Source organism: Fictibacillus iocasae (assembly GCF_042665465.1).
Lineage (GTDB): Bacteria > Bacillota > Bacilli > Bacillales > Fictibacillaceae > Fictibacillus > Fictibacillus iocasae.
The window spans coordinates 117,195-142,537 of sequence record NZ_JBHTCP010000052.1; the positions used below are offsets into that span (position 1 = coordinate 117,195).

Here is a 25,343-nt window from a genome sequence, read left to right on the forward strand (position 1 = left end):
GAGATGAACACGATTTGGGTGTTTCACCATGAAACGTATCAGCAGGTGCCGCTCCAAACGGATACCTTCCGCCCCGTCACTATCGGGGGGGAGCTGCAGCAGACGGTTACCGTAAGGGCATTTCCTTTCAATGACGGCCCATTGACGATTCAAAAAAGTACGGAAGAACATAAGCTGGATGTTTTCCAAAGCAATAGAATCATAGGTACGGTCTCTGCTGACCAGCCTTTTATTCTAAAAGACGGTGAGGAACGTTTGGCTATTTACGTGACCAAGGAACTGAGCGTCCAAGGAACGTACTTTACAGGGCTGCATAAAGAATTGGTCTTTTCATCAGATGAGCATGCACATGTCAGCAGTGCCACTTGGGGTGCTGGAGGATTTTCGTTCACGAAAGCGGGAAGCCGCTGGATGATTGCTCCTGGCAACGAGAACGTTTATCTGAACGGACGAAAAATAAAGAAGCAGACGGGCCTGGAAATCGGGGACATTTTGTTCGTACCGTTCATGGTGATAAGAATTCTAGAAAACGACCTTCTTCATATTGCGAGTCTGGAAGAATACAAGACTATGCTGCACAGAAGCGAGAGGCCGCAGTCGGAGATGAGCAAGAAATACCCGGTCTACAGACGAACGCCACGCATGATATACGAGCTGCCTAAGGATAAGGTGTCGATGTCGTTTCCCTCACAGGAAGGGGAGGAGCCCAACCGCGGGCTATGGCTTATCATCATGCCGCCTGTGCTCATGATTCTAGTGATGGGGATTGTGGCACTCGTCCAGCCGCGCGGCATTTTCATTATCGTATCCATGGTGATGTTTGCAACAACCCTTGTTACGTCATCTGTCCAGTTCTTTAAAGAACGAGGAAACTTTAAGCGCCGCCAAGAGCGCCGCCGCAAAGTGTACACCATCTATTTAGAAAACAAGCGTAAAGAGCTACAGGAACTCGCAGATAAACAGAAGATGGTGTTAGATTACCATTTTCCATCGTTTGAGAGAATGAAATATTTAACACAGGAAATATCCGACCGCATCTGGGAGCGCTCTCCTGAGAGCCATGATTTTCTTCAGTTAAGGATCGGTACCGGCACCCTTCCATCAAGCTATTCCATTAACCTGAACGCAGGCGATATGGCGAACCGAGAGATTGATGATCTGCTTGAGCAGTCGCAGAGGATGGAAAAGGTGTATCGAGAGGTAGAGAATGTCCCGGTAACCGTCAGTCTTTCAAAAGGGGCGATGGGGCTAGTCGGTAAAGAGAATATCGTAAAGAACGAGATTCATCAGATTATCGGCCAGCTCGCATTTTTCCATAGCTACCATGATGTCCGGTTTGTTTTTATTTTCGATGAGAATGACTACAAGCAATGGGAGTGGGCGAAATGGCTGCCTCACTTCCAGCTGCCGAACAGCTTCGCCAAAGGCATGATCTACAACGAAAAAAGCCGTGACCAGCTGCTTTCATCGTTTTACGAGATGCTGCGTGAACGCGACATGGAGGAAGACAAGGAAAAGCTGCGCTTCTCTCCTCACATCGTATTTATCGTGATGGATCAAGAGCTGATCGCTGAACACGTCATTTTGGAATATTTGGAGGGCGAGTACTCTCACCTTGGTATTTCCGTAATATTTGCAGCAGAGACGAAAGAGAGCCTATCAGAGAACGTTCACACGCTTGTCCGCTACATTAATGACAGCGAAGGCGACATTCTCATCCAAGAGAAAAAGGCGGTTCAGATTCCATTTGCGCTCGATGCGCACAGCTTAGAGAGCAATGAGAATTATGCCCGCATGCTAAGAACGCTTGACCATCAAGTCGGGATGACCAACTCGATCCCGAACAGTGTATCGTTCTTGGGCATGTTAAAGGCGAAGGAAGTGGACGAGCTTCCAATTGAGCAAAACTGGCTTACCCGCCAGTCTTCTAAATCGCTTGCTGTTCCTGTCGGGTTAAAGGGAAAAGAGGATATCGTGGAGCTGAACCTTCATGAGAAGGCACATGGACCGCATGGTCTGCTGGCGGGTACGACAGGTTCGGGTAAATCGGAGTTCCTTCAGACGTATATCCTGTCACTGGCTGTGCATTTCCATCCACATGAAGTGGCGTTCCTTTTAATTGATTATAAAGGTGGAGGCATGGCTCAGCCTTTTAAAAACATGCCGCACTTGCTCGGTACGATCACGAACATTGAAGGCAGCAAAAACTTTAGCAGCCGCGCGCTCGCATCTATTAAAAGCGAGCTGAAAAGAAGGCAGCGGCTTTTTGACCAATACGAAGTGAACCATATCAATGACTATACTTCACTTTATAAGCGCGGCACGGCATCTGATCCGCTCCCGCACCTTTTTCTGATTTCGGATGAATTTGCCGAATTAAAAGCTGAGGAACCGGAATTCATCCGTGAGCTCGTCAGTGCGGCACGTATCGGCCGAAGCCTTGGTGTCCACCTGATACTAGCCACACAAAAGCCTGGAGGCGTCATCGATGACCAGATCTGGAGCAACGCACGCTTTAAGGTGGCACTAAAGGTACAGGACGCGGCGGACAGCCGGGAAATTTTAAAAAATGCGGATGCGTCCTCCATTACCGTGACGGGCCGAGGGTATTTGCAGGTCGGCAATAACGAAGTATACGAGCTGTTTCAGTCGGCTTGGAGCGGAGCGCCGTATCAAGCGGAAACGTTTGAAGCGGAGGATGAGGTGGCCCTCGTCACGGATTACGGACTCATCCCGCTTTCTGATGTAACTGCAGTTGACGGAGACAAAAAGGAAACAGAATCCGAGATTGACATCGTCGTAGATCGAATCGAAGAGCTGCAGCAGAAGATGGGCATCCGCAAGCTGAACAGTCCATGGCTACCGCCGCTTGACTCACGTCTTGTTAAGTCATCAACCGAGGATGAGAGCGCTCATGAAATCTACTTAGGGATGATCGACGAACCGGAAAAGCAAAGCCAGTCGCCATATGTGTACGAGCTGATGGATGATGGGAACATTGGAATCTTTGGTTCATCCGGCTACGGAAAGTCACATACCGTTCTTCGAATCCTGCTCAGCATGGCAGAAAAGCTGAGCCCAGAGGAGCTTCACTATTATTTGTTTGATTTTGGAAACGGAACATTGCTGCCCCTTAAGCAGCTGCCTCACACGGCTGATTATTTCTTGATGGACGAAGAGCATAAGATTGAGAAGTTCCTTCGATTATTAAAAGATGAGATTGCCCGCCGCAAACTGCTCTTTCAGCAAAAAGAAGTGAGCAGCATTAAAATGTACAACGCGGTCAGTGAAGAAAAACTGCCGCTGCAGTTCATCACCATCGATAACTTTGATCTCGTGAAAGAAGAGCTGCAGGATATTGAAATGCAGATGACACAGTTTGCACGTGACGGCCAGTCACTCGGCATTTATATGATATTTACTGCGACGAGAATCAACTCTGTGAGGCAGTCGCTCATGAATAACCTCAAGACGAAAATCGTCCATTATTTAATGGATTCCACCGAGTCGTACATGATTCTTGGCAGAGTGCCGTTTTCACCAGAACCGATTCCGGGCCGGGCGATCATCAAGAGTGAGGAAGCTTATTTTTCTCAAGTATTTATGCCGGCCGATGGGGCAGATGATTACGAGCTGCTCGAAAACATGAAGAGTCAAATTCAGCGCTTGAAAGAAAAGTATAAGGACACAGCCGGTCCTAAAGCGGTGCCGATGCTGCCTAACGAACTGACGATGATCAGCTTTACGCAATATTCAGAAGGCATGCAGGAGCAAGGCATATTGCCGATTGGTCTTGATGAAGAGCTCGTCCAGCCGGTGTATGTGGACTTTGTCCGCAACAAGCATTGCTTGATTGTCGGCCAGGCACAAAAAGGCAAGACAAACGCGCTTAAGGTCATGCTGAACACGATTCTGTTACAGGATACAAAGCATATCGGGATGTTCGATGCGATTGACCGCGGCCTTTCCAGCTATGCGACAGAAGAGAAAGTGAGCTATCTGGAAACAAAGGAAAATATCGCAGCATGGCTTGATGGAGTAGAAGAACTGTTTAAGGAACGTGAGAAAGAATATGTAGAAAGCATTCAAAAAGGAACGCTTCATGAGCTTTCATACAGCCAGGTATATTTCATCATTGACGGCTATTCACGGTTTACACAGACGACTGACAGCATGATGCAGGACCGCCTCTCACGCTTTATGAAGAACTACAGCCATCTTGGTTTTAACGTGATCGTGTCTGGAAACAACAATGAAATTACAAAAGGCTTCGATGCGTTCACGACCGAGATCAAGCAAATCAGACAGGCTCTCGTTTTGATGAAGAAATCAGAACAGACACTCTTTACACTTCCCTATAACAGGAAGGAAGAAGACGTCCACGCAGGGTTCGGCTATTACGTGGAAAATGGCAAAGAAACGAAAATTCAAATTCCACTATGTGTCATTGAAAGGAAGATCTACACATGACGGGTCAATGGAAATATACGATAAAAATGGTTCTGGCCGCGGCCGTCATCCTCGTGTTTCCTCATCTGTTTATCCAGTTTGTCGGGGATAATCCGATGGAGGTTAAAGAAACGGCGACTCGTTCTATTGCGATCGTTAACGAGGATGCTGGTGCGCCTGAGGCAGAGAACTTGAAGCTCAGCGAAAAGGTGCCGGCTATTCTGGAAGAAAAATCGGATTATAAATGGACCGTGCTCGGCCGGAGTGCGGCAGAAAACGGATTGAAAAACAATGAGTATGATGCGGTTGTCTTCATTCCGTCTGATTTCACAAACAATCTTTTAACATACGACGATCAGCAGCCGGCAAAGGCGGACTTTCAATATAAAGTTCAAAGCCAGCTGAACGCGGTGAACAAAGAGAAATTGCTGCGTGAGCTTGATTATGCGGCTAACCGTGTGAACACGAAAATGAGCTCGCTTTACTGGAATTATGTTTCAGAAGATATGGACGATGTGCGTAAGGAATTTGACCGTATTCTGGAAAAGGAAATCGCTTTTCAAACGGTAATGGTCAATTTCTATAAGCCAAGTTCTAAAAATCTAGCTGGAGAGCTGGAGCGCCAAAAGGGGCTGCTTGAGGATTTAAAAGCAAGCATGCAGCAGGGTGTAGAAACGTCGCCTGAGCGTGCCGGCACGGTAGAAGAGTTTGAGCAAAACCTCGCTTCATTCGTAAACTATGTTGACGCTTATAAAGAGTATCAAAACGGCCAGCAGGAGCTGTTGGGCGTTGCTCAGGAGGAAAGCATGCTTGCTATTGAGGCAGGCACTCAAAGCCTTGCTCTTCAGCAAGAAGAACTAAGGCAGGTGTTTAACGAGCAAGGTGCCATGTTCAGCGGGGCGATGACAGGCGTAGAGGAGCAATTAAATAAGAATGCAGAGGCAGTGGGAGTCCTTCTGGAAAAGCGGTATAACAACGCCGAGCGGCAGATGGCGGAAATGAAGGACGTGCACGGAAGCTTCTTGGACGAATACAAACTAGCATCAATGACGCTTTTGGAAAACGATTTAATTTCGGCTCGAGAAAAGATCACAGATAGCGGTCAAGGTGGACAGCCAGTAGAGGAGACACCAAAGGACCCAGAACAAGCCAATTTAACATCAGAACTAGCGAAGCTTGAGCTTATGAGAACAGAACTGGCTAAAGTATTAACGTCAGCCAAAGCCGTTCCTGATCCGAAATCAGCAGAGCTTATCAGTTCGATCAGCTACTTAGAGAAACTGGATAAAGAAATTCAGGACCTATCAGGTGAGATAGGTGTTAAAGGGAAATCGTGGAAGGACGTAACGATAGAGTATAACAACCTATTATCGAAGTATTCTGCTCTTTCAACAAACGTTGTCAATAATAATGGGGCAAGCCATCAGATTAGAAATCTTATCTTGAAGAAGGAACAAGAGCTGCTTTTGTCTCCACAGCTGCCAGAGGATAGAAAGCTGCGTCTGATTCAAGCGTTCAGCACGCCGCTGAAAAACGGCTCGGTTGATTCGATGATTTCGTATTATGGCTTCTTGGCTGAATATGAAGTGGCAGCGAATCGATTGAATCAAGCAGATGCTGCTAAAGACTCGGTTCTCAATAATGAGAATTTAGTAAAGAAGGTTTCAGGCGTATTACGAGCAGATGAAGAAGAGCAAGCATTGTGGGAATCGCTGCAATTCAGCCTTCCTCAAACGCAAGAAGTCATGGTAGATATGGAACGAAACTTTGACCTGTTCACTATAGACTACAATTTAACGCTAGATGAACAGCAGGCGGCTATTATCAATGACGTCTCTGTAATGGAAGAGAGTGCAAACAAGGTGCTTTCTCAGCTTCAGGAAATGCAGTCTGGCATCGGTGAGGTTGCACCTTCACAGGATATGGATGGAACATCTGTACTGACGCAGCAGCAAAGCATCGGACAGGAAATGATCTATATCAACGAACTGATGAAGACGCTAGGTGAAAGACAGAATTATGTAGTGAATTATACAGGTGAGCTTCAGAAAAAAGTAACGACCGTTCAAAGTGATGCAGATGTTCTGAACGAGAAATGGGCGACAAATGTAGCCTCTACTAAACTCGTTCGAGATGATGTGTTTAACGTACTAGGAAACACGAAGGTCGATGGACAGAACAATGGGTATGTCTATGATTATTTAGCCAATCCGCTTCAAATCAGCGGAGATACGCCGGCTGAAAAAGAGAAAACCGTTCCTCCTGTCGTTATCCTCGTCATTGTCTTAATCAGCGCATTGCTGATCGGGTTCTTCACCCACTATTTCAGCAGCTTGCCGATGCTTGTCAAGGGTGCACTGTTCGTGTTGTTAAACTTGATTGTTGGGCTGGTCATCTCCTTGTTCGGTCTTGAAATTTACTCTCTGTCCGAAAGCAAGGCGATCCAATGGTCGATTTATACGATCCTGCTATTAACAGCCGCATCAGCGCTCGTAAAGACGGCCTTTTATTTCGGCAACGCAGCAGGCTGGCTGGCAAGTGTCGGATTGATCTTGTTCTTTGTCAGTCCGCTGTTGGCTTTAGCGGCACCGAACTTCTTATACGAAGATCCAATGTCCGCGGTCTACATGTCCATTCAATATGAAACGGACAACCAGTTTGCTCAAGGATCATTCGTGTTAATCGGCATTATTGCCTTGCTGACTATTATTCCGTTTGCGGCTGAAGCATTCACCAAGTCAAAAAAGCCGGCGGATACCGACCAGGCATATGAAGCCTATTAAATTTTTACACACCGTTCTTGCATTTGTCTTGCTGTTCACCATGTTGACCAGCAAGACAGCCTATGCTCAGCAGAATATTGATAATCTTTCACCAAACATTTATGAGGAAAAAGAAAGAGATAACGACACGGATTTTTTCAATGAAGAGCCGTTGAACGAACAGAAAACACCTATTCCTGAAGAGCAAAAGAGCTTAACATTTAAAATGAAGCCTGATGAAAAATGGGAGAACGTGAAGAACAATCTGTTTGCAGAAGGCGAGCGTGAAAAAAATTCGGTCGCAGCGAAAGCTAAGCAGCTGCAGCTGTTTACAGGTAAAACGCCATCACGGTTTTTAACCAATGACGAGCAGACAAACGATACAGGCCGGTCAGCGCTGGCGGTCGTTTATATGATCGTCATCGCACTTGGCGTGCTTGGCATCCTGCTGCTTGTGCTGACAGGCATGAAAAAAAGAAAAGAAGAATTTCACTAAAGCCATCCCGGAAGGCAATCAAATCGCCTTCCGGGATGGCTTTAGTCATTTTAAATGATTTCTTTGTTCAATTTCTTCAAAATGTCTTTAAACCGCGTTATCCCTTCTTTTATTTTTTGTTCGTTCATGAATGAATAGCTGAGCCGCACCCAGTGCTCTTGTTTCTTCAGCGGATCGCAAATTGTGCCAGGTACGAAAGAAAGAGAGTGGGTAAGACATTCGGCGAGCAAACGGTCCATGTTAATGGCATCTGGAACACGCACCCAAAGGTTTAAGCCGCCACTCGGGCTTTCCCAAGTCAATTGTTGATCGGCAAGTGATGTTTCCATGACTTCCTTTCTGATTTCAAGAGCGGTGCGAAGCTTTTCAATATGTTGCTGCAGGCGGTCCGAACGAAAATAGTGAAGAAACAGCTTTTGGTTCAATAACGGCGTTCCATTATCCATTAGCGATTTGGCAGCCAGCAGCTGCTGCATAAGAGGCTCACGGCAGACAACGGCAGCGATGCGGAGGCCTGGAGCAATGTACTTACTAAAGCTTCTTACATATATGCAATGGCCATGCACGTCATAAGATGATAGAGGAAGCGGAGGTTTATCAGCAAAGTAGATGTCCCGAAACGCGTCATCTTCTAAAAGAAACACTTGATACTTCTCGGCAAGATCCACAAGCTGCTTACGCTGTTCTAGCGGCACCGTATAGCCTGTCGGATTTTGAAACGTCGGATTGCTGTAAAAAAGGCGCGGCCTATATTCTTTCATCAGCTTTTCGATTTGTACGAGATTATACCCTTCCGCTGTAAGATCTGCCGTGAGCAAGCGGGCGCCAATATTGTGAAATACATCAATTGCTGCGCTGTAGGTCGGCCGTTCAATCAGAACGGTATCGCCCCTTCTGACGAGAACACGTGCGATTAAATCAATTGCTTGCTGTGAACCGGATGCAATGAGGATTTCCTCAGGTGAAGCGAGCTGCTTCTGGTTTTGGTAAAAGTAGTGAGATAAATAGTCTCGCAGCTCAGAGTCACCCTGCACGGCAGCATACGTGCTGAATACTTTGGGGTAAAGATCGAGAACGTGTTTGGCAGAGGAAGAGGTATACTGATTCGGCAGCAGGTCCGGATCAATAACAGCCTGTGAAAATTGATAATCCGCATGAATGCGATGGATTTCAGACAAATGACTTTTATGAACATAAGAGGAAACAACCGGGTAATCCAGTCCAACGAGCGGGGAAGCATCTTCCTTCACATAATAACCCGATTTATCCACCACAGTAACGCTTCCTCTATGTTTAAGCTGCTGATAAGCCTTAAAGACGGTCAGCCGGTGGACACCAAGCTCAAGAGCGAGTGAGCGGACAGAAGGGAGCTTGTCGCCCGGCTTGAGTTCACCGCGTTCAATGCGGTTCGTAATCGTCTGGCCTATTTGCCGAAATAAGTGGTCCTTCATAGTCGTTTCACTCCTTTTCTCTAGTTTACTAGAAAGTAGATCAATCTGTTCTGTCGTGTAGAAACTGTTCTGTTCTCTGAATTATATGATAGGTTGAAAAAGGGAGTGGATAAATATGGTTATGTTCAATTATATCGTGATGTGTTTCGTGTTTGGGACCACGTTTCTCGCCATAAAGATCGGGATGGATGCGGGGGCTCCCCCCTTTTTTTCAGCAGGAAGCCGATTCTTTCTTGCAGGATTGATCTTATTCCTTATCATGAAGTGGCGGGGGAAAGCGAAGTGGCGCATCCTTTTGCGTAAAGAAATGCTGTTGAGCGGGTTTGCCTTGACGTTCGGCACTTTCTCCACCCTATATTGGGCAGAGCAGTATGTATCGTCAGGCATGGCTGGTATTCTATCGGCAACAGGACCATTAATGATCATGCTCTGGCAGGTCATGCTTTTCCGCCAGAAGGTGCCATTTGTTTCAGCGATTGGCGGAGTCATTGGCTTTGCTGGAGTCGTTGTTCTCTTTATGCCTGCCCTTTACACGGAAGTGAGCGGGCTTTGGCTGGCAGGCTGTTTGCTTATCTTAGCGGGTGAAATGTCGTATTCAGGTGGAGCGCTCTATTCAAAGCATGTTATTCAGCACTTTTCAGAAACGTCGCCAATCGCATTGAACGCTGCGCAAATGATGTACGGAGGAGCTATGCTCTTCTTATTGTCTGCGTTTACAGAAACGCTAGAGCTTCCGGTTATGGCTCAGCCTGCTGCATGGGGCTCACTGCTATATTTAACTGTGGCAGGCTCAATGATCGGGCATACACTCTTTTATTGGCTAGTCTCCAAGAAAGACCCTGTATTTCCTTCTACATGGCTATATATCTCGCCACTTATCGCTTTATGTCTCGGGGCAGTGGTCTACAATGAGAAAGTCACGGTGATGAGCGTATTAGGTGGGATCACCATCATTGCTGGAATCGCTCTTGTCAATGCAGAAGCTGTCCGGTCCATGATCAGCCACAAAACAAAAAAGATTGCATAGACCGGGGTCCGGTACCCTTTTTCTTCATTGCGCGCTGCGGCTGCATGTGTGAAAAAAGGTACCGGACCCCTATTCATTTTGAACGCAATCATTTAAACTGTTAAAATATTGAGCGTTCCTGATTTTCTTGAAATGCGAAGTGACCTATGAATAGAATGGGCTCAGCCAAGATGTTTAAGATGTTTTTTAGGATACAATGAAAACAAAGAATGAAAATGGAGCGATTTTGGATGCAGAAGGAAATGGATTACACATATGACATTATGGGCGTTTGTCTACTCGCTGGGAAGATTATGCTGGAAAGTGGAGCAGAAACCTACCGGGTAGAGGATACGATGATGAGGATTGCTGCCTCGTTTGGTTTCTTGGAATCCCATCCATACGTGACACCGACAGGCATTTTGTTTTCCGTGGAAACCGATGAACCAACGAAGACGAAGCTGATCCGCATCAACGATCGGACGACCGACTTAGAAAAGGTCGCCCAAGTAAATGGCATCTCCAGAAGAATCAGTGCAGGGGAAATGACAGTGGATGAGGCATACGTTGCCCTAGAAGCGATCGCCGCCTCTAAATCGACGTATTCGTATACCGTGCAGGTGCTTGCAGCGGCGATTGCATCCGGCTGCTTTCTGATCATGTTTAAAGGAACATGGGGTGATTTTCTCCCCGCTTTCTTAGCTGGAGGCATCGGGTTCATGGCGCTTCTATATTTTCATCATCTTGTTCCCATCAAATTTTTCTCTGAATTTTCAGCATCGCTCCTTATCGGGCTGCTTGGACTTTTATTCGTGAAAACGGGATTGGGCAGTGACATGGATTTAATCATCATCGGTTCTGTCATGCCGCTCGTGCCAGGGCTGCTTATCACGAATGCGGTGCGTGATCTGATGGCTGGCCACCTTATTTCCGGTCTGTCTAAGGGGGCGGATGCTTTTCTAACGGCGTTTGCGATTGGCTCGGGCATCGCCGTCGTCTTTTCCATTATGTAAAAAGGGGGTGCGGCAGTTGTTTATTGCCGAGCAGCTTTTGACAAGTTTCATTGCTTCAGCAGCCTTTATCATTCTGTTTAACGCACCGAGGCCGTCACTTATCAAGTGCGGCTTTGTCGGCATGGTAGGCTGGAGCATATATATAGTGATGACGGAAAACGGTGTGGATATCGTTCCGGCCACTGTCATGGCATCGTTTATCGTGGCCGTAGCGAGCCAGTTATTTGCTAAAAGGTACCGGACCCCGGTCATTATTTATAGTGTTGGCGGGATTATCCCGCTCGTTCCAGGGGGTATGGCCTATGATGCCATGCGCAACTTTGTTCAAAATGATTATGGAGTTGCGGTCAGTCTGGCAGCAAAAGCATTCATGATATCAGGCTCCATCGCCATGGGAATTGTTTTCTCGGAGGTTATTAATCAAATTATCCGGCAATCTCGTCTTCGGAACATCCCCAAATGAAAAGGACGTCCTGAAGGCTGAAATAGGCCACCTTGGGACGTCCTTGACTCGTTAACTCGTTAAATAATCTTTCGGCCTTCCTGAGAGAGGGCGTAATAAATGCCATGCTGCAGGGTACCGAAGCAATTCAGTGCTGAGAGGTCAACCTGCTCGCGTGTAATCGCGATTCCGAGTTCTGCTGAAATGCCGACAAGGATTGATTCAGCGCCAAGAAGGGCTGCTGCTTTAGATAACCGTTCAATAAAATATAAGTTGGACGCATCAAAGCCGTCCGTGTCCATACCCGTTAAATCAAGCACGAGATATTTCGCCTTGAGCTTTGGCAGGCTCTCGAGCGTCTTGTTCAGCAGTTCCTCGGAACGGCTGTCATCATACTGGCCGATCAGCGGGATGACGACAATGTTCTCAAGCACTGGAATAATGGGTGATGATAAGCGCTGTACAAGCGATTTGAGCTCTTCGGTACGTGTTTCAACGACTTCTTCAAGCTTACGAATTTCGTCCTGTTCTTTTTTTCGAAGCAGTTCATGAATATTCTTGGATGCCGTCATGTCTGAAGGATAGAAGGAGTAGATACAGCAAGGATCGTCGCCAACATTGCCTTGAACCGTTTCATACCAGATATTCGTGTTAAAGAGCTTGGATAACAGGCCCGCAAAATGCCCGGGAAGGAATGATCCATGCGTGGATTTCCCTTGTATTTTATTAATCTTGTATTCCCAGCTGTTCTTAAGCAATACGGTAGCCCGAGAAGCAGCAACATCCACCTCTTCAAATTGCACGATGCCCCAGCCTGCTGAAGCATAGAGAGGCGGAATGGTTTTCACAGCGTCTTCAATAGAGAAATTCAACTGATTAAAGAAGTCTCCAACAATTTCTCCCTGACGGTGACCTGTGGTTTCCATTACCACGCTAGCCGCGTCATCACCAGAGATTTCCTCAATCGTATCAAACAAGGTTTTCATAGCTGATTCAATCCAAAATAAAACGGCGTCTGAGCCTTGATACGTAAAGCTTCCTTCTTCTAAATCCCAGCCGAACTGAATGTCCCCTAGTGCAAAGGTTTCTTGTTTCGTCAGCATGTCCATGCTCTCCTTTTACTATGTATATATGCATCTGCTTTCATCAAAAAAGGCTGTAGTCTTAATCCCCCTATAAATTAAAACCGCCAATCCAATCCATTCCCGAAGTTCGCAAGAGTGAAACCCTTTTTGAAAAAAATAATCTGTCCAGAAAAAGTCGAAATATTTAAAATTAGAGACGTAACGCGTTATGATGATAGATATACTTCAGTTTGTTAACCATTCAGATGCGGAGGAAGAACATGGTCAAGGTGCTTAAGTTGCTAAAGCCCTATCGGATAGGTGTAGCGGGAGCGCTGCTGCTTATGCTGGTGGAATTGTCAGTGGAACTGCTGCAGCCGGTTATTATGGCTAAAATCATAGATGATGGCATTCTAAAGAAAGATTTATATGTGGTCCTGTATTGGGGAGCTATCATGCTTGGCATTGCACTCTTTGCATTTGCCGCTGGAATCGCCAGCTCTTTTGTCGCTGCCAATGTGAGCCAGAATTATGGCTATGACCTGCGAAAAGCACTGTTTGAAAAAATCCAGTCTTTTTCGTTTAGTGACATTACGCGATTTCAAACTTCCTCTCTTATCACAAGAATGACCAATGACGTCACACAAGTGCAGAACACGGTATTTATGAGCCTTAGGATCATGCTTCGTGCTCCGCTGCTCGTTATAGGCGGAGTCATCATGGCGGCAATCGTTAATGTGAAGCTTGCCGCTGTTCTTCTCATTACGGTTCCGATTCTTCTATACTTTCTTCTTGTCATTTTAAACAAAGCGGGTAGGCTATTCCGGACGGTGCAGGAAAAGCTGGATAAAGTAAACAGTGTGATGCAGGAAAATCTGGCTGGGATGAAGCTGATCAAGGCGTTTTTGCGTCGAAAGCATGAAGCTTCCCGTTTTCACGAGGCGAACGACAGCTTGATGAGCCATACTGTTTCATCCCTAAGACTTGTAGAGATGACGATACCTGTTCTGCTTTTAGTTATGAATATCACGGTAATGGCCATCCTTTGGTTCGGCAGCAAGGATATCGTGTCTGGTGAGGTGAAGGCAGGAGAAGTGGTGGCGATCGTCAATTATGCGACGAGAATTACGTCTGTACTCTCCATCTTTTCTTTCATCATCATGGCTTTTTCACGTGCCAAGGCGTCGTCCACGCGTATTGGCGAAGTGCTGTTCAGTGAAACAGAAATGCAGGAAGGGGAGCACATGGAAAGAGCGGTGTCTGAAGGAGGAGTTTCCTTTGAGAACGTTGCGTTCCGCTATCCGGGAACAGATGTAGATGTCATTCGCGGCCTGACCGTTTCGATCGGAGCGGGGGAAACCGTTGCCGTGCTTGGTGCCACGGGTTCTGGTAAGACGTCGATGCTTCAGCTGATACCAAGGCTGTATGATGCGTCAAGCGGTGTTGTAAAAGTTGATGGTACCGATGTGCGCAGCATGACGCTTGAGCAGCTGCGAAGCCAGATTGGCTATGTGCCGCAGGAATCGCTGTTATTTACAGGTGCCGTGAAAGACAATATTAAATGGGGAAAAGAAAATGCCTCAATGGATGAGATCATTACAGCAGCTAAAGATGCCCAGATTCATGAGACGGTTATGAAGCTGCCAGATCAATATGATACGAAAGTGGGGCAAAAGGGTGTGAATCTGTCAGGAGGGCAAAAGCAGCGGCTGTCCATCGCCCGTGCGCTCGTCCGTAAGCCTCGCATTCTATTGCTCGATGACAGCACGAGTGCTCTTGATTTAGCGACAGAAGCCCGGCTGCTGGAGGCGCTTGAAGCGTATCAGTGTACGACGTTCATCATCACCCAAAAGATCAGCACAGCGATGAGAGCGGATCGCATTTTGCTGCTTGAAGATGGCCAGATGACAGCAGTGGGAACACACGAAGAGCTGCTGGACAGCTCCGTGCTTTACCAGCAGATCGTTACTTCTCAAAACGGAGAGGAGGCCGCAGTATATGGCAGGACATCCTCATAATCTTGGAAAGAAGAAAGTGAAGCCGGAAAATTGGGGTGCGACAGCCAAACGTATTTGGAGCTACCTTGCTGAAAAAAGAGGACAGCTGTCTCTCGTTTTTATCATGATTCTTGTCAGTTCAGCGCTTGGGCTGCTTGGTCCTTATTTGATTGGGCTTGCGATTGATACGTATATTGTGCCTGGGAAGCTGCGGGGGCTTGGACTTTTGCTTGCTGCGTTCATTGCGGTATATGCCTTGCAATCTATCGGCATCTTCCTGCAGAACTACTGGATGATCGGCATCGCGCAGCATACGGTTTATACGATGCGTTCACAGCTGTTCCGCACCTTTCATCACCTGCCAATCTCGTATTTTGAGAAACGGCAGCATGGGGAGCTGATGAGCCGGATCACGAATGACATAGACAACGTGAGCTCGACCTTGAACAGCTCGTTCATTCAGATCGTGTCCAGTGTTCTGACTCTGGCAGGAACGGTTGGTGTCATGCTCTGGCTGAGTCCGCTCTTGACCGCACTGACACTTATTATTGTTCCCATGCTTTTTGCTGGTATGAAATGGATTACGGCAAGAACGGGTCCGCTCTATAAAAAGCAGCAAAAAAACACGGGTGTGCTGAACGGCTATATTGAGGAAATTATATCCGGCCAGCGCATCGTTAAATCATTTTCACAGGAAAAACGAGTCACGGCAGAGTTTTTGGAGAAGAACGAGAACCTTAGGCAGTCTGGCTATTGGTCGCAGTCCTACGCCGGCTTTATTCCGAAGCTGATGAATATGCTCAACAACCTGAGCTTCGCCATCATTGCTGGAATCGGAGGCTATCTTGCGTTTAAAGGAATGATTACCATTGGGGTTATCGTCATTTTTGCCGAGTACTCCCGCCAGTTCACTCGTCCGCTCAATGAGCTTGCCAACCAGTTCAATACCCTGCTGTCCGCAGTTGCAGGAGCAGAAAGAGTGTTTGAAATTCTGGACGAAGAAAAAGAAGAAAACGATGAACATAACGCTGTAGCTGTTGCCCAACTAACCGGAAATGTAGAATTTCAAGATGTCTCTTTTTCATATGAAGGACACAATGGGGATACGGTCTCATCGATCAGCTTTGTGGCTCAACAAGGACAGATGACAGCGCTTGTCGGTCCAACTGGTGCTGGAAAGACAACTTTGTTTAATCTGCTGTCACGATTTTATGATCCTGAACAAGGAAGCATCTTGTTCGATGGAATGGCGTCCATTTCTATTAAAAGGGAGAGCCTGCGGTCACATATGGCGTTCGTCCTGCAAGATTCTTATTTGTTTCAAGGTACAATTAGGGAGAATATCCGCTATGGCAGGCTAGACGCGAGTGATGAAGAAGTGGAGAAAGCAGCACATATGGCTAACGCCCACTCTTTTATTATGAAGCTGCCCAATCAATATGACACCTTATTAAAACCAGAAGGCAGCGGCATATCTCAAGGTCAGCGCCAGCTTTTGTCCATTGCCAGAGCGATGGTCGCTGATCCAGCAATCCTGCTCTTGGACGAAGCGACGAGCAGCATTGATACGATTACAGAGCTGAAAATTCAGGAAGCATTACAGAGGCTGTTTAAAGGGAGAACGAGCTTCGTGATCGCACATCGGCTGAATACGATACAGCGTGCGGATCAGATTGTGGTTCTTCAAGAAGGAGAGGTTATTGAAAAGGGAACGCATGAGGAGCTGATTGCTCATCAGGGGTTCTATCACAGTCTGTATCAAAATCAGAACAAAGAAGAAACAGGGTAGCCGAAATAAATGTCATGATTTGCCGAATTGTCAGTCATCTCTTTTTGCACTATAATTCATAATAAGTATAATTTTCAGAAAAAAAGAGGTGGCTTAATGGAAGAGATGTTGAAAGGTTTTGTGGATGGAGCTGTCGCCATTTTGTGGAGTCAGCCTATGATTTATTTTTGTTTAGGCGTTGGACTTTTATTTTCAATTCTTACTCGTTTTCTCCAGGTCAGACATTTCAAAGATATGATCAAGCTTATGTTTCAAGGTAAAAGCTCGGATGCAGGAGTATCCTCGTTTCAGGCGCTGGCTATGGCCTTATCTGGCCGTGTCGGAACAGGTAACATAGCGGGTACGGCAACGGCTATCGCCATGGGTGGCCCGGGTGCTGTTTTCTGGATGTGGATGATTGCCTTCATCGGGGCAGCGAGCGCATTCATTGAATCAGCGCTTGCTCAAGTGTACAAAGTGAAGCAGGATGGACAGTATCGCGGCGGGCCAGCTTATTATATTGAAAAAGGCATTGGCTGGAGATGGTATGGCGTGATCTTCGCAGTAGCTTCTATCGTTGCGATGGCATTGCTCATGCCAGGCATTCAATCCAACTCCATCGCAGTCGGTCTTGATAACGCGTTTAATGTGGATCCAAAGATTACAGGCGTTGTCTTAATGGTGCTGCTGGCTGGCATCATCTTTGGCGGAGTGAAGCGCATCGCCGTTGTCGCGCAGTACGTTGTTCCGTTCATGGCGATTGGATACATTCTCGTCTCCTTGGTTATCGTCGCAGCGAACATTACAGAGCTTCCGGCCGTATTCTCACTTATTTTACGTAGTGCGTTCGGTGCTGACGCCGCATTTGGCGGTATTCTTGGCGCGGCCATCTCATGGGGCGTCAAGCGAGGCGTGTATTCCAACGAAGCCGGACAAGGTACAGGACCGCATCCTGCTGCAGCAGCGGAAGTATCCCACCCGGCTAAACAGGGACTCGTACAAGCATTCTCTGTTTATGTGGATACACTGCTTGTCTGCTCGGCAACAGCGTTCATGATCTTGTTTACAGGCTCCTACAACGTTTATGAAAACGCTGATAAGACATCCTATATTGTTGAAAAGCTTCCGGGTGTACCAGAAGGTGCTGGATACACTCAGGCGGCCATAGAAACAGTGCTTCCTGGCTTTGGCGCAGGGTTTACAGCTGTCGCCTTGTTCTTCTTCGCATTCACGACCATTATGGCATATTATTATATGGCTGAAACGAATATCGCCTATTTGGCACGAGGCAGAAATCCGAAGGCTGCCATGTTTGTCTTGAAGCTCGTTATTCTTGGTGCCACTTACTACGGTGCTGTGAAAACGACCGAGCTTGCATGGGCGATGGGGGATATTGGGCTCGGCATCATGGTTTGGCTGAATTTGATCGCGATATTGATCCTGGCCAAACCTGCCCTGGCAGTTCTGAAGGATTATGAGGAACAGAAGAAACAAGGCCTGGACCCTGTGTTTAACTCAACCAAACTTGGCATTAAGAACGCAGAGTACTGGGAAGATGGCTATCAGGAATCAAAAGGTAAAGAAAATAAAGTATCGTAATAGAAAAAGCCTTGGCAGCTGCTAAGGCTTTTTACATACAATAAATTGTAAAAAAATGTGTGAACTTAAAGGTAATTGGGACTTTTTGTCGTATACCTCATTTAGATGATTATGGAAATGAGGTACATAGAATGATTGCTGAAAAATTGCTGCTTCATGTGCTGATTATTCTTGCACCCGTACTATTCTACAGTGTGCTGCTTGAAAAAAGCCGATGGTCGGGTTCTCCGTATTTGTGCGGTGTTCTTAATGGGGCAGCCTCATCGCTCTGTCTTTTATTTGGATATTATGATCATGGACTATATTGGGATCTCCGTTACGTTCCGCTAGTACTGGCTATGCTTTACGGTGGTCCAAAAGCAGGGTTTATCGTATTTATCGCACTTATCTGTACAAGAACGTACGTGGGGGGAGATACCCTTATGTTCGGTTATGTAGCGTGTACTCTTGCAGCAGCTGTTCCATTTCTTCTCACAAAAAAATTCATGAATTTTGCTCCTGATAAGCGCTGGAAGCTCGCGATTATTATCGGGTTATGGCCAGTGGCGGTACAGCTCGGCATTCTTTTCTCGGTATTGAACGTGGAAGGCATGATCTTGGGTGTACCGTGGGAGCAGCTTGCCACCTATGTCATGATTTTCGGCTTTATTCAGGTTTTGGGTCTCGGTTTTGCTGCGGTGCTGAACGAATCCGTTATCGAACGGTCGTTTATGAAAGCGGAAATTCAGCGAGCGGAAAAGCTGAATATGATCGGTGAACTTGCGGCATCCATTGCACATGAGGTCCGTAACCCGCTTACCGTTGTCAAAGGGTTTCTTCAATTAATGGAAAGAGACAGCACAAACAGCAGCAAACAATACATACCGCTCGTCTTAAGTGAGCTGGGCCGAGCTGAATCGATTATCAGCGATTATCTAAACTTCGCTAAGCCGGAATTTCGTAAAATGGAAACGTTTCATGCTGTTGAGTTTCTTCATGACTTAGTCTTGCTTCTTAATCCTTTAGCTTTAAAGAACGGCGTTGTCGTTGAGGAAGCATTTAAGAAGAATCCTGTCTTATACACGGATAAAAGCCAGCTTAAACAAGCTCTTGTCAATATGGTGAAAAATGCTATTGAAGCCAATGAGCAGGGTGGGTACGTTTCGATCCAGCTTGATGCAGATGAAGAGCACGCGTTCATTGTCATTAAGGATACAGGCAAAGGTATGACAGCCGAGCAGCTAGGGAGAATTGGTACCTTGTTTTATACGACTAAAGAAAAGGGAACCGGACTGGGAACAATGGTCTCGCTTAGAATCATTGAGTCGATGGGTGGATCTGTTCAATATGAGAGCAAGGAAGGCGAGGGTACCGTTGTTTTGATACGCTTGCCCGCAGCCGAAAGCCGCAAAAAAGAACCCATAGCAGAAAAGGAATTAGTTTATAGCTAATATAAGCCAGAGGAGCTGCTCCTCTGGCTTATAGAGCTTATGGGTTGTATTTTTTCTCGCTGGAAGAGGTATGCTTCGTCCCTGTTTTGTCCTTTTCTTCACGCTTTTCTTCTTTTAGATCCTCCATCGGAATCGGATCGACATTCTGTTCTGATTCAAACTTATCAAACAAGCTTTCTTTCTCTGTCCGATATTGTTCAGGATGATCCATCGGATTGTTTTTCATCGGCTTTTTCCGGTTCTCAGCCAAGGCGGCCACCTTCTTTCTTTTTTCTATACTATTCCCCGCTGCTGGAAGAAAAAACATGAGTATTGCATGCGCAGATAGGGTAAGAATGGTAGTAGAGGTGATGAATAATGTGGGATGCACTCCGGGATTTCTTTTTATTCCTTGGCGGTTTCTTTAATATAAGCCTGTTACTTGGTATATTGATCATTATCTTTATCGTACAAAAGGCGAGACGGAAAACGCGCAAACCGAACAGTTTTTTAGAAGATCATGGGAAAGACCATAACAACCGCAAGAATTGAAGAAAGAAGAGCCAGGAAACAATCCGGCTCTTCTTTCTTTTGATGTGCTGTTATCCTTGATTACTCACTGCTAAATCGGTCCACTTGCTCAATGCTAGATTGGTACAAAATGATACATTCGCTCACTACTTGGTCCATCTCTTGGATCATTGCCTTTTTCGGTACACAATGTGTTCCTCATCTTGCAACTCCTCCTCATGGCTTAATAGTGTTGCAGGGTTAATATACCCGCATCATAATTTGTCAAACATAATAAATTGAATTTTCTGTTATTTAAGTGCTGTTACTGTAACGGCGTTAACAGGTTTCATCTCTTTTGTATGAACCGTAATGCTTTTGAACCCAGCCTGTTTTAAATATAACGAAATCAATTTACCGTTTTCTTCAGCGGTCACATCGTCTGCACCCTTTTCATGTGGCTGGAGCGTGATCGCGATGCTTCCGCCGTCCTTCAACCAGTTCTTCACGGTTTGTAAGTCGCCCACTGGATCTTTCCAGATGAAAATAGAATTGACAGAATAAGCCTTATCATATGTGCCTGAATTCTCGTTTGCGAGAGCCACAGCAAAATCGTAAAGCACCACGCGACCTTCTTTTACAAACTGCTCATTTCGCGATTCAGCGTGCTTTTTCATATCAGCCGAAATATCATAGCCGGTTACATGGCAAGTAGGGAATTTGCGGCAAATATACTCAATCCCCTTTCCAGGGCCATAGCCAATTTCAACGATGGATTCTCCATCCTGAATGTTTAGTAGGGAAGTCGTCCATTTATTCAGGCGTCTATTTTCGAACGCCATATAACGTCCTGTCAGCTTGCCGACCAGTCCAGTCGGCTTCTCAAACTTGCGAAAAATATACTTTCGGATACCCATAGCCACTAACCCCCATCATTATATTCTAATGCTTGTATACCCATAAACCACCACATTATAAAAGCTCTCTTACTAATAATGAGGCATTTAACAGATGATATAACAGAATTTTCGAATATTTAGGTTGACATATGCATCACTTACCTGTAACTTAATGAACAAAGTTTAATAGTTTCATTTCTTATCCAGAGAGGTAGAGGGACTGGCCCTATGAAACCTCGGCAGCAGGCTTGCAAAAGCACTGTGCCAATTCCAGCAAGCGTCAAGCTTGAAAGATAAGAAGAGCAGCTTCTGCAACATGTCATTTCACGCCTCTTCTTATTTTGTAGGAAGAGGCTTTTTGTATGGGCCATAATCACAAAATGATGGAGGCGTAAAATGGCAAAGCAGATCGTATTAAACGCGTTTGAAATGACGAGTGCAATGCACAACTCACACGGGTTATGGAAGCATTCAGAATCTAAAAGGCACAGAGGATATAAAGATTTAGCTTATTGGGTCAAGATGGCCAAGCTTCTTGAAAAAGGAAAGTTCGACGCTGTCTTTTTTGCAGACGTACTCGGTGTGTATGACACATACAAGCAAAGCAAAATACCATCCATAAAAGATGGCCTCCAAATTCCGGTGAATGACGGCGCGTTTGTCATACCGGTCATGGCAAGTGTGACGAAGCACCTGTCTTTCGCGATGACCGTGAGCACCACGTATGAACAGCCGTTTGGCAACGCGAGGCGCTTTTCTACCCTTGATCACTTAACAGACGGAAGAATCGCATGGAACGTGGTCACCTCCTATCTGCCAAATGCAGCACGCAATTTCGGTTTAAAAGACATGGTGAAGCACGACAAGCGCTATGAGATCGCCCATGAGTTTCTCGAAGTCTCTTACAAGCTGTGGCAGGCGAGCTGGGAAGACGGAGCGGTAGTGGAAGACAAAGAAAAAGGGATATTAGTAGATTCAACGAAAGTGCATGAAATTAATCATTCAGGAGAGCATTTCAGTGTGGAAGGACCGCACTTAAGCGAGCCGTCGCCGCAGCGCACGCCGGTTATTTATCAAGCGGGAACATCAGAGAAAGGCCGGGCGTTTGCTGCCCAGCATGCAGAATGCGTGTTTGTCGGCGGACCGACTGCCGAGAGAATCAGATTTTATGCGAATGATATTCGCCGCAAAGCCCAAGAGTATGGCCGGAACCCTGCTCATATTAAGGTGTTCTGCTTTCTTACCGTAATTGTGGCAGAAACATCTGAAGAAGCCGAAGCAAAATACGAGGAATACAACAAGCTGTGGAGCGCGGACGCGGCGAAAGCACAGTTCGGCGGTGCGAGTGGATATGACTTGGATGAGTATGCGAAGCAGGATCCAAGCCAGAGCTTCGAGTTCAAGAAAACGGAGCATGGCCATTATAAAGCAGCATCACTTACGAAGGACGCATCGAAAAAGCTGTCCATAAAAGAAGCGCTGGAACGGCTCGAGCATATTGACCGGAACGCGGTGATCGTAGGCAGCCCTGTAGCCGTGGCGGATCAAATACAGCAGCACTTTGAAGAATCGGGAGTGGATGGGTATAATCTCAACCATCTTGTGACACCGTCCTGTCTTGAGGTGTTTATCGAATTGGTCATTCCCATTTTGCAGGATCGGGGATTGTACAAAAAAGAATATAAAGAAGGGCCACTCCGGCAAAAGCTGTTCAGCCATGATAGCAGCACACTGCCGGATGATCATCCTGGCAGCAGGTATCGTGCGGGAAGTCTTCTCGCCTCTTCGCAATAGAGATTTTCAATATGACCGCTGTTGCTATACAATATAGTCAGCATACTAAACAAGGCGGTTAACCAATGAGCATTTTATTAGCAGAAAACTTAACAAAAACATATGGCGAAAAAGTATTATTTGATGGCATTTCATTCTCCATTTCAGAGAATCAGAGAATCGGGTTGATTGGAACGAATGGGACGGGGAAATCAACGCTGCTGAAGGTGCTGGTCGGGATTGAATCGATCGAGAACGGCAAACTGACGCACGCTAATTCCTTTCATGTGGAATACGTTCCGCAGCAGCCAGAGCTGGAAGAAAGCTTGAGCGTGCTAGAGCAGATCTATTACGGCGACTCCGTAATCATGCAGACGATGCGCGAGTACGAGAGAGCGCTGCTCGAAATGGAGAAAGATCCGACAGATGAAAAGAAGCTGTCACGCCTTATGAAAACACAGCAGAAGATGGATGAAAATGAAGCGTGGGAAGCCAACACAGTCGCTAAGACGGTGCTCACAAAGCTCGGTTTGAATGACTTTTCTCAAAAAGTGAAGCATCTCTCGGGCGGACAGAAAAAAAGGGTGGCGATCGCAAAGGCACTTATTCAGCCGGCGAACCTGCTCATTCTTGATGAGCCGACGAACCATTTGGACAACGCGACCATTGAATGGCTCGAGCAATTTCTGTCGCAATACAAAGGCGCGCTGATCATGGTCACGCACGACCGTTATTTCTTGAACCGGGTGACGAACCAAATCTTCGAGCTCGATCATGGCCGTTTATTTGCCTATGAAGGCAATTATGAAACGTATTTAGAGAAGAAGGCCGATCGCGAAGAGCGTGAGGCAGCGAGTGAGGACAAGCGCCAGAACCTGCTGCGCCGCGAGCTGGCATGGCTGCAAAGGGGCGCCAAAGCACGCACCACCAAGCAGAAAGCGCGCATACAGCGCGCAGAGGAGCTTCAAGAGGTTAAGGGTCCGCAAAAGCAGGGAAGCATTGAATTTGCGATCGGGTCGCAGCGCCTTGGCAAAAAGGTCATAGAACTGAAGGGTGTCACAAAGTCCCTTGGCGGCAAGATGCTTGTTAACAATCTGGACTACCTCATGGTGCCAGGCGAGCGCCTTGGCATCGTAGGACTGAACGGCAGCGGCAAAACGACGCTGCTCAACATCATCGCGGGAAGAGTACAGCCGGACAGCGGCGAGGTGGAGATCGGGGAAACGGTCAAGATCGGCTATTATACGCAGGACCATGACGAGATGGACGGTTCACTGCGCATGATTGACTATATTAAAGAGGTCGCTTCTGTCATCTATACGGTTGATGGCACTCCGATTACAGCAGAACAGATGCTCGAGCGCTTCTTATTTCCTCGTTCTGCTCAATACACGTACATCCGCAAGCTGTCAGGCGGAGAGCGGCGCCGTTTATATTTGCTGCGCGTATTGATGGGCGAGCCGAACGTACTATTCTTAGATGAGCCGACAAATGACCTTGATATTCAGACATTGGCCATCTTGGAGGATTATCTAGATCATTTCCCTGGTGTTGTAGTGACCGTATCACATGACCGTTATTTCTTGGACAGAGTCGTCGATAAGCTGCTGGCGTTCGAGGGTGATGGAACGATTCGCCGCTTTCAAGGAGCGTACAGCGAGTATATGGAAGAAAAACGTGAGCGTGAGGCGAGTGCTGCTGCACACCTTCAGGCACAGCGTGCAGCGGCTGAAGACAGCGCGCCTAAAAAAGAGAAAAAGAAGAAGCTTTCTTACAAAGACCAGCAGGAATGGGACACGATTGAAGACCGCATCATGGCGCTTGAAGAACGGAAAACGGAGCTGGAGCAGGCGATCATCGCCGCTGGAAGCGATATCGGAAAAATCAACGAGCTGTTCGGTGAACAAAAGAAGATAGAAGCTGAGCTTGAAGCAACGATGGAGCGATGGGAAGAGCTGTCGCTGCTTGTTGAAGAGCTGAATAGCTAAAGGATAAGAGAGTCTCCTCATGGAGGCTCTCTTTCATTCTGTACACGAAACCTAGGCATGTGCATACGATAAAGCACATGGAACAGGCGGGAGTGTGGACACAATGTTTATGTTCGGTCGGGCACCACAGGATGCTGGGTTGGCAGCGGAAATTGAAAAAGCGTTAAACGGCGAGTACAGTGCCATCGCTTGCTATGAGCAGTTAGCGCAGCTTGCTCCGACAGCAGGTGAACGAGAAAGGATTCTAGAAATACGCAGCGATGAGATCAAGCATTATCAGGTGTTTAATGATATTTACACGCAGCTGACCGGCAGGCAGCATCAGCCGCAAATGACTGAGAAATGCGCCACTGTGTATAAAAAAGGGCTAGAAGCTTCAATTGAGGACGAACAGAAAACGGTTGATTTTTATATGGAAATCGCCGATAAAGCGCAGAATCCATACATCAAACAGCAATTTGAAAGAGCTGCGGCAGATGAACAGAACCATGCGGTATGGTTTTTGTATTATTACACGAAATTGAGATGAAAATGGATTCTTTTCTTGATGTTTTTTTCGGGGATGCAAGATCCGCGGGCGTGTTCGACAAGCTTGCGGCTGACTTCGAGTGATGCGCGGGCGAGTTTTAACCATTTGCGGCTGACAATCTGCCATTGCGGGGAATCCTCTGCATTCATCGGACAACATTCCGTTATTTACCATATTAACACAGCAAA

The 25,343-nt window shown here is 46.6% G+C and carries 17 protein-coding genes and 1 riboswitch; of the genes, 13 read left to right on the top strand and 4 right to left on the bottom strand.

What is annotated here, in order from left to right; all coding sequences use genetic code 11:
- Positions 1-3: 3 nt before the first annotated feature.
- Genes essC through essA form a run of 3 tightly spaced genes read left to right on the top strand, consistent with a single transcriptional unit; the run spans position 4 to position 7,707 of the window.
- Positions 4-4,470, top strand: a complete 4,467-nt coding sequence (gene essC / locus ACFQPF_RS17935) for a type VII secretion protein EssC (RefSeq protein WP_379751548.1) — start codon at positions 4-6, stop codon at positions 4,468-4,470.
- Complete coding sequence (gene esaA / locus ACFQPF_RS17940) at positions 4,467-7,232, top strand: type VII secretion protein EsaA (protein WP_379751550.1); 2,766 nt, start codon at positions 4,467-4,469, stop codon at positions 7,230-7,232. Before essC ends, esaA begins: the two co-directional genes overlap by 4 nt.
- On the top strand, positions 7,219-7,707 hold the full coding sequence (gene essA, locus ACFQPF_RS17945; RefSeq protein WP_379751552.1) for a type VII secretion protein EssA: 489 nt from the start codon (positions 7,219-7,221) through the stop codon (positions 7,705-7,707). The genes esaA and essA overlap by 14 nt, the downstream gene beginning before the upstream one ends.
- A 50-nt stretch (positions 7,708-7,757) precedes the next feature.
- On the opposite strand, the gene ACFQPF_RS17950 is transcribed toward essA, so the two are convergent.
- The gene (locus ACFQPF_RS17950) at positions 7,758-9,158 is read right to left on the bottom strand and encodes an aminotransferase-like domain-containing protein (protein WP_379751554.1); all 1,401 of its coding nucleotides are present in this window, start codon (positions 9,156-9,158) and stop codon (positions 7,758-7,760) included.
- 115 nt (positions 9,159-9,273) lie between these two features.
- Here ACFQPF_RS17950 and ACFQPF_RS17955 point away from each other — a divergent pair, with 115 nt between their 5' ends.
- From ACFQPF_RS17955 to ACFQPF_RS17965, 3 genes are all read left to right on the top strand, one after another.
- On the top strand, positions 9,274-10,185 hold the full coding sequence (locus ACFQPF_RS17955; protein ID WP_379751556.1) for a DMT family transporter: 912 nt from the start codon (positions 9,274-9,276) through the stop codon (positions 10,183-10,185).
- 230 nt (positions 10,186-10,415) lie between these two features.
- Positions 10,416-11,177 carry a threonine/serine exporter family protein gene (locus tag ACFQPF_RS17960; protein ID WP_379751558.1) on the top strand — a complete coding sequence of 254 codons (762 nt, stop codon included), beginning with the start codon at positions 10,416-10,418 and terminating at the stop codon, positions 11,175-11,177.
- 16 nt (positions 11,178-11,193) lie between these two features.
- The gene (locus tag ACFQPF_RS17965; protein WP_379751560.1) at positions 11,194-11,640 is read left to right on the top strand and encodes a threonine/serine exporter family protein; all 447 of its coding nucleotides are present in this window, start codon (positions 11,194-11,196) and stop codon (positions 11,638-11,640) included.
- Between the two features lie 59 nt (positions 11,641-11,699).
- On the opposite strand, the gene ACFQPF_RS17970 is transcribed toward ACFQPF_RS17965, so the two are convergent.
- Positions 11,700-12,722 (bottom strand): STAS domain-containing protein, encoded by a 1,023-nt coding sequence (locus ACFQPF_RS17970; RefSeq protein WP_379751562.1) that lies wholly within the window; start codon positions 12,720-12,722, stop codon positions 11,700-11,702.
- A gap of 242 nt (positions 12,723-12,964) precedes the next feature.
- Here ACFQPF_RS17970 and ACFQPF_RS17975 point away from each other — a divergent pair, with 242 nt between their 5' ends.
- The 4 genes from ACFQPF_RS17975 (at position 12,965) to ACFQPF_RS17990 (ending at position 19,477) form a co-directional block, all read left to right on the top strand.
- A complete protein-coding gene (locus ACFQPF_RS17975) occupies positions 12,965-14,701 on the top strand; it encodes an ABC transporter ATP-binding protein (RefSeq protein ID WP_379751564.1) in 1,737 nt (578 codons plus the stop codon).
- On the top strand, positions 14,682-16,469 hold the full coding sequence (locus ACFQPF_RS17980) for an ABC transporter ATP-binding protein (protein WP_379751566.1): 1,788 nt from the start codon (positions 14,682-14,684) through the stop codon (positions 16,467-16,469). The genes ACFQPF_RS17975 and ACFQPF_RS17980 overlap by 20 nt, the downstream gene beginning before the upstream one ends.
- A gap of 105 nt (positions 16,470-16,574) precedes the next feature.
- Complete coding sequence (locus ACFQPF_RS17985) at positions 16,575-18,047, top strand: alanine/glycine:cation symporter family protein (RefSeq protein WP_379751765.1); 1,473 nt, start codon at positions 16,575-16,577, stop codon at positions 18,045-18,047.
- A 131-nt stretch (positions 18,048-18,178) separates the two neighbouring features.
- The gene (locus ACFQPF_RS17990) at positions 18,179-19,477 is read left to right on the top strand and encodes an ATP-binding protein (protein ID WP_379751568.1); all 1,299 of its coding nucleotides are present in this window, start codon (positions 18,179-18,181) and stop codon (positions 19,475-19,477) included.
- A 37-nt stretch (positions 19,478-19,514) separates the two neighbouring features.
- Here the strand turns inward: ACFQPF_RS17990 and ACFQPF_RS17995 are convergent, their stop codons facing one another.
- Complete coding sequence (locus tag ACFQPF_RS17995; RefSeq protein ID WP_379751767.1) at positions 19,515-19,703, bottom strand: hypothetical protein; 189 nt, start codon at positions 19,701-19,703, stop codon at positions 19,515-19,517.
- 574 nt (positions 19,704-20,277) lie between these two features.
- The gene (locus ACFQPF_RS18000; protein ID WP_379751570.1) at positions 20,278-20,883 is read right to left on the bottom strand and encodes a class I SAM-dependent methyltransferase; all 606 of its coding nucleotides are present in this window, start codon (positions 20,881-20,883) and stop codon (positions 20,278-20,280) included.
- Between the two features lie 178 nt (positions 20,884-21,061).
- Positions 21,062-21,165, top strand: a riboswitch (SAM riboswitch).
- A gap of 96 nt (positions 21,166-21,261) precedes the next feature.
- Here ACFQPF_RS18000 and ACFQPF_RS18005 point away from each other — a divergent pair.
- The 3 genes from ACFQPF_RS18005 (at position 21,262) to ACFQPF_RS18015 (ending at position 25,155) form a co-directional block, all read left to right on the top strand.
- Entirely contained in the window at positions 21,262-22,659 is a 1,398-nt protein-coding gene (locus ACFQPF_RS18005) for an LLM class flavin-dependent oxidoreductase (RefSeq protein WP_379751572.1), read from the top strand.
- Positions 22,660-22,724: 65 nt separating this feature from the next.
- Positions 22,725-24,626 (top strand): ABC-F family ATP-binding cassette domain-containing protein, encoded by a 1,902-nt coding sequence (locus ACFQPF_RS18010; protein WP_379751574.1) that lies wholly within the window; start codon positions 22,725-22,727, stop codon positions 24,624-24,626.
- Positions 24,627-24,735: 109 nt separating this feature from the next.
- Positions 24,736-25,155, top strand: coding sequence for a ferritin-like domain-containing protein (locus tag ACFQPF_RS18015; protein ID WP_379751769.1), 420 nt, complete (start codon positions 24,736-24,738; stop codon positions 25,153-25,155).
- Positions 25,156-25,343: the final 188 nt, after the last annotated feature.